This window comes from Bradyrhizobium sp. P5_C11_2 (genome assembly GCF_054049755.1).
Map to the genome: position 1 here is coordinate 1 of NZ_JBFULT010000556.1, position 5,011 is coordinate 5,011.

Genomic DNA, 5,011 nt, shown 5'->3' on the forward strand with positions numbered 1-5,011 from the left:
GCACCGCGGCCTCGGGCACGGAGATGTCGTGCTTGATCGAGCCGCCCTCCGGCTTCTGCGCCGACGACATCTCGTCGCGCAGCTTCCAGAAACCCGCGCGCTGGGTGAGATTGGCCGCGATCACGGCGTCGTCGACGATCTCCTCTTCCATGGCGCGGGTCAGGATCGTTTCCAGCGGCGTGCGGGCGTCGTCGCCGGCTGCGGACAATTCCATCAGCACGTACCAGGGATGCTTTTCCGCGAGCGGATCGCGCACGTCGATGCCGTGGCGGATCGAGAAGTCGACCGCCATCTCCGAGAGCAGCTCGAAGCTCGTCAGCGCATTCGCGGCCTCGCTCTGCGCGATCGTGAGCAGTTTGAGCGCCGCCTCCGGCGATTTCAGCCCGACGAACGCGGTCTCGACCGCGCGCGGCTTCGGGAACAGTTTTAGCGTCGCCGCCGTGATGATGCCGAGCGTGCCTTCAGCGCCGATGAAGAGGTTGTGCAGATTGTAGCCGGTGTTGTCCTTCTTCAGCTTCGACAGCACGTTGAGCACGCGCCCGTCGGCCAGCACGACCTCGAGCCCCAGCGCCATCTCGCGCGCGACGCCATAGGCGAGCGCCGCCGTGCCGCCGGCATTGGTCGAGAGATTGCCGCCAATGGTGCAGCTTCCCTCCGCGCCCAATGACAGCGGAAACAGCCGGTCGACCTCGGCCGCCTTCTGCTGCGCGATTTGCAGCACCACGCCGGCCTCGCAGGTCATGGTGTTCGATGCGGTATCGACCTCGCGGATCTTGTCGAGCCGGCGCAGCGACACCACCACCTCGCCATTGTGCGGCGTCTGGCCGCCGACCAGCCCGGTGTTGCCGCCCTGCGGCACCAGCGCGATTCTGTGCGCGGAGGCGAGCTTGCAGATCGCCGAGACCTCCGCGGTCGAGCCCGGACGCAGCACCAGCGGCGAACGGCCGTGGAACAGATTGCGCTCCTCGGTGACGTAGGCCTCGATGTCGGCCGCGTCGGTGATCGCGTGCTTGTCGCCGACGATCCTGCGGAATTGTTCGATCAGCTCGGGCGCAAGCGGCGGGGTGGCGGAATGATTGACGTTCATGGTCTCGTCTCTTCTCAAGCTTCTTATCGCGCGACCGCCGCCCGGCGCAGCCGGTCGTTGATCGCCTCGCCCAAATCGTCTTCAGGCACCGTCATCACCGCGATCGCGCGTGGGTTCTTCGCATCGAGAGCGCGAAGATGGCCGAACAAATTGGCGGCGGCTTCATCGAGATCACCGGCCGGCGACAGATTCATGACGGCCGAGGCGGCGTCAAGGCCGGGCATGTGCGCGGGCCCGAACGCCAGCAGCGCTTCGCCCGGCGCCACGTCGCGCGCGTTGAGGCGCACGGTGGTGCGCGGCGCGTAATGCGAGGCCAGCATGCCCGGCGCGAGCGGCTGGCTGTCGTCGCTCCCGGCCTCCGCCGGCGGCCGCGCCAGGGCTGCGCCGAGCACGGCCTCGATCCGCTCGCGTGACAGCCCGCCGGGGCGCAGCAGCATCGGCGTCTCGAAGCAGCCGACGATGGTCGATTCGACGCCGACCGCGACCGGCCCGCCGTCGACGATCAGGTCGATGCGGCCCGCAAGGTCGCTCTCGACATGGGCGGCGAGCGTCGGCGAGACGTGCCCGGAGATGTTCGCGGACGGCGCCACCACCGCCCCGCCAAAGGCGCACAGGATCGCCTGCGCCACCGGGTGGGCGGGGATGCGGATCGCGACGGTATCAAGGCCCGCGGTGGCAAGATCCGCCACCGGGCAGCCGGCGGTCTTCGGCACCACCAGCGTCAGCGGCCCCGGCCAGAACGCCTCCGCGAGCCGCAGGGCGCACGCATCGAAGCGGCCGATGGCCTGCGCGGCGGCAATGTCGGCGACATGCGCGATCAGCGGATTGAAGGCCGGCCGGCCCTTGGCGGCGTAGAGATGGGCGATCGCGGTGGCATTGCCGGCGTCCGCGCCCAGCCCATAGACCGTCTCGGTCGGGAACGCGACCAGCCCGCCCGCGGCGAGCCGCCGGGCGGCAGCCTCGGCGGCGGTGGGGCCTGCCGGTAAAATCAGCGTTTCAAGACCCGTTTTCACTGGGACGAAATTCCTCAAATCGGCCGCTTGCGGTGCGCCAAGCCCGACGCTATAAGCCGGCCTCTTGTCGGAGTGTGGCTCAGCCCGGTAGAGCACTGCGTTCGGGACGCAGGGGTCGCAGGTTCGAATCCTGCCACTCCGACCATTCTTCCAAAAGTCGACGTTTTCCAGAGGCTTGGCGGACCGGCCGCCAGCGCCTCGGATGCGCCTTTTTGCAACGAATTTCGGGGCGGGTCCACGGCCGATTTGGCCGGGCAGGGGCGTCTGCCGCGGCGGCATGGCTGATCCGGCTCTTGACCTCGCCACACAATGCGGAAGCCCCGACAAGCTCGGACGGGCAATCCCGATCCGGCTTGGCAAAGGCGACAGGCTCAGGCGGTCAGAGACTGTGGACGTTGCAGCAAGCTGATTGCGCGCTCGAACCCGTCTACGCCGGCGGCGGCAGCGAGGCGGGGCGAGGTGCCGTCAAGCGCGGGATGCTGCTGATCGAGCCAGATTGGGGCCGCGCCACCCAGCCGAACCTGGGCTGCCGTTTGCAGCGCGCGCACGCGTTCCTGGCTTTCCTCGACCAACGGATCGTAGCGGAGTGCGGCCGCGGCTTGCGGGATGTACCAGGCAAGTGCGAACCCAACTGCGGCATTGATCAGGGTGGTGAGGATGATTTTGTCCATTGCGGCACCCGCGGTGCCGAGAATGATCTGCCATGTGGCGCAGGCGGCGATGAGCCCGCAGAGCCCCGTGAGGACAGTCTCGGCGCCAAGCTCCCACGCACGCGACGGACGCTGACCGGCCTCCGCATTGTCAAGGTGAAAGACGTAGAATGCTCCCGTCACCATGGCGAGCAGGGCACTGGGAACCTCAATTCTGAAGCTGTCTTGCGTTGGTGGGCCTTGGGTAAGCCCCCAGACAATGAGCGCGAGATATCCTGCGATGCCGCAAATCACAGCCACCCGGACATAGTTGGCTCCGCTTGCGCGTTGGCGCTGGCCCGAGGTCACAAACCATCGTCCCTTGTCGATCGCGCGCCTGCGCACGAGATCGGCCACGATGATCGCAGTTGCGTATGGCACGAACGTCGCTGCGGCATCCCAGAAAGGCTGCATCACCGTTTGCGGAAAGACGGGCGACGTCGTCCACAGGCCGAGCTGGCCAAGCCCGTCGGCGGCGAGGCCCAGCAAGATGACGCTCATTGCGACAGTCGTCAGACTGACGAGCTGTAAGTCGCCTGTGCCCTGGGGGCGCAGCGTGCGCTTGAGCATGACGCCAAATGGGCGCAGCGCCAGATCGATATCGTCGTTGGGCTGCGTCTTGAGCCGTACCGMACATCCGAGCAGGATGTAGAGCTTGCGCAAATTATCCACGACGCAGCGGCGAAGCTCTTCGTTCGTGTAATATGGATCGCTTTCACGCGCGCTTCGATAGGCCTCCACCTGGGCTTCCATGGACTTTTTCTGGCTCTCGATGAGATCCAGATCGCTCTGGTAATCCTGCAGGAGGCTCGCATCGAGGGCGCCGGTGAAGCCTTCCATTCGATAGGACTTCAGGGCAAAGACGAGGCAGCAAAGCCGCGCCCAGTTATGCTCGAGCGTGTGGCGTGATCGCGTGAAGTCGTCAGGCAGGATGCCGCGCATTTGTGGCGATCGAAGCGCCTCGCCCGCGTAGGCGGTGAAATCGAAGTCCGCGGTGGCGATCCGCTCCGCTGTGGCGCGTGCGGCATCGGGAATGTAGGCGCGCTCATGCGCGTACTGGCGCATATACGTCTCGATCAGCATGAGGCCAGGGACGTTCGGCAGCGCCCCCATCAGCACGAACGCGAGGGCGAGCGGAACCCCCAGATAGCCGAGATGCTTCGGGAGCGTGACGCCGAGCTGCTCGAGGTTGTTTGCTCCCAGCAGCGATAGCACCACCAGGATTGTCGCCATCGATCCGAAATAGATCAGGAAGCCGTGCGAATATTCCTCACGTGTTGCCAGTTGACGCGGCAGCATCTGATAGATGAAGTCACCGCTTCCGGTGACGCTGCGTTCGGCGAATTTGCGCTGACAGAACACATAGATGAGCCAAACCGCGAGAGCGAGGGACGCAAAGAAAACCACGCTCATCTGGTCCAGCGGCACTCCAAGCTTCATGGGAAGCGTAGGCATCGCCATTCTCCATCACGCACGCACCACGGTAGTCATCAGCCCGGGCAATCAGTAGCACTTGCCGTTGAAGCAGCGCCCTTGCGCGACCACCATGGGTGCGGGAGCGGGTCGATTGATGCCCGTCTGATTTGGAGCCGCCGTGTCAGCCGTCTGATTGCCGGCGATGGGACCGGTGGTCTGCGAGACAATGGCGGCCACCACGAGCGTGCGCATCAAAGATGCTGCTGATTTCAGAGTCATGGCAATCTCCTCTGGAGATCGGTTGGCGGTTACTTGGGCCCTCGCTGTCAGATTTTGCTGTCAGGTCGTCCTGCGACCCAGACCCGGCCTGCACCGAACGAGCGGACCCGCATCCACGCTAGGACCATGTGGAGCGTTCAAACGTGAACCAGTTCACATGCAACCGGAGCATGTTTTCACAAGCGCGAGATTGCTTGAGGTAGACAAGCGCGGGGTAATGACGAGTCCTGCGTGGATTTCCAGCACACCGTCACGGGTTTCTGCGCTGCGAAGCCGATCAGCGCCGCGCCACCAGCACCCCCAGCAGGAACGCCACCATCAACGACGGCAGTGGCGCCTCGCGCACCATGCCGCGAACGATGTCCGTCCAGTGCTGGTCCGGGACGAGTTTTGGCGACCTGATTTCAGCCACCGGCGCCATGCCCCAGTCCGAAGCGAGTTCGGCGATCTCACTCGTTGCTAGCCGCGAGCCGTCGCGGACGCGGAAGACGGCGGCCTCCGAGCGGTCGCGCGGCGCGAGCGCCATC

General features: G+C 65.6%; 5 protein-coding genes and 1 tRNA gene. 1 reads left to right on the plus strand and 5 read right to left on the minus strand.

Annotated features, from left to right (window positions below):
- Positions 1 to 1,087, minus strand: a 1,087-nt coding sequence (locus tag ACXJL8_RS33840) for an FAD-binding oxidoreductase (RefSeq protein ID WP_456686356.1), incomplete at its 3' end; no start/stop codon positions are given.
- A 23-nt stretch (positions 1,088 to 1,110) separates the two neighbouring features.
- Positions 1,111 to 2,100: an L-threonylcarbamoyladenylate synthase gene (locus ACXJL8_RS33845; RefSeq protein WP_456622955.1), complete on the minus strand. Its 990-nt coding sequence runs from the start codon at positions 2,098 to 2,100 to the stop codon at positions 1,111 to 1,113.
- A gap of 68 nt (positions 2,101 to 2,168) precedes the next feature.
- Between ACXJL8_RS33845 and ACXJL8_RS33850 the strand changes: the two genes are divergently transcribed.
- Positions 2,169 to 2,245: transfer RNA gene (locus ACXJL8_RS33850), tRNA-Pro, on the plus strand.
- A 226-nt stretch (positions 2,246 to 2,471) separates the two neighbouring features.
- On the opposite strand, the gene ACXJL8_RS33855 is transcribed toward ACXJL8_RS33850, so the two are convergent.
- From ACXJL8_RS33855 to ACXJL8_RS33865, 3 genes are all read right to left on the minus strand, one after another.
- Positions 2,472 to 4,244, minus strand: a complete 1,773-nt coding sequence (locus tag ACXJL8_RS33855) for a hypothetical protein (RefSeq protein ID WP_456686357.1) — start codon at positions 4,242 to 4,244, stop codon at positions 2,472 to 2,474.
- A gap of 48 nt (positions 4,245 to 4,292) precedes the next feature.
- Entirely contained in the window at positions 4,293 to 4,484 is a 192-nt protein-coding gene (locus ACXJL8_RS33860) for a hypothetical protein (RefSeq protein WP_456622953.1), read from the minus strand.
- Positions 4,485 to 4,761: 277 nt separating this feature from the next.
- Positions 4,762 to 5,011, minus strand: a 250-nt coding sequence (locus ACXJL8_RS33865; protein WP_456686358.1) for a hypothetical protein, incomplete at its 5' end; no start/stop codon positions are given.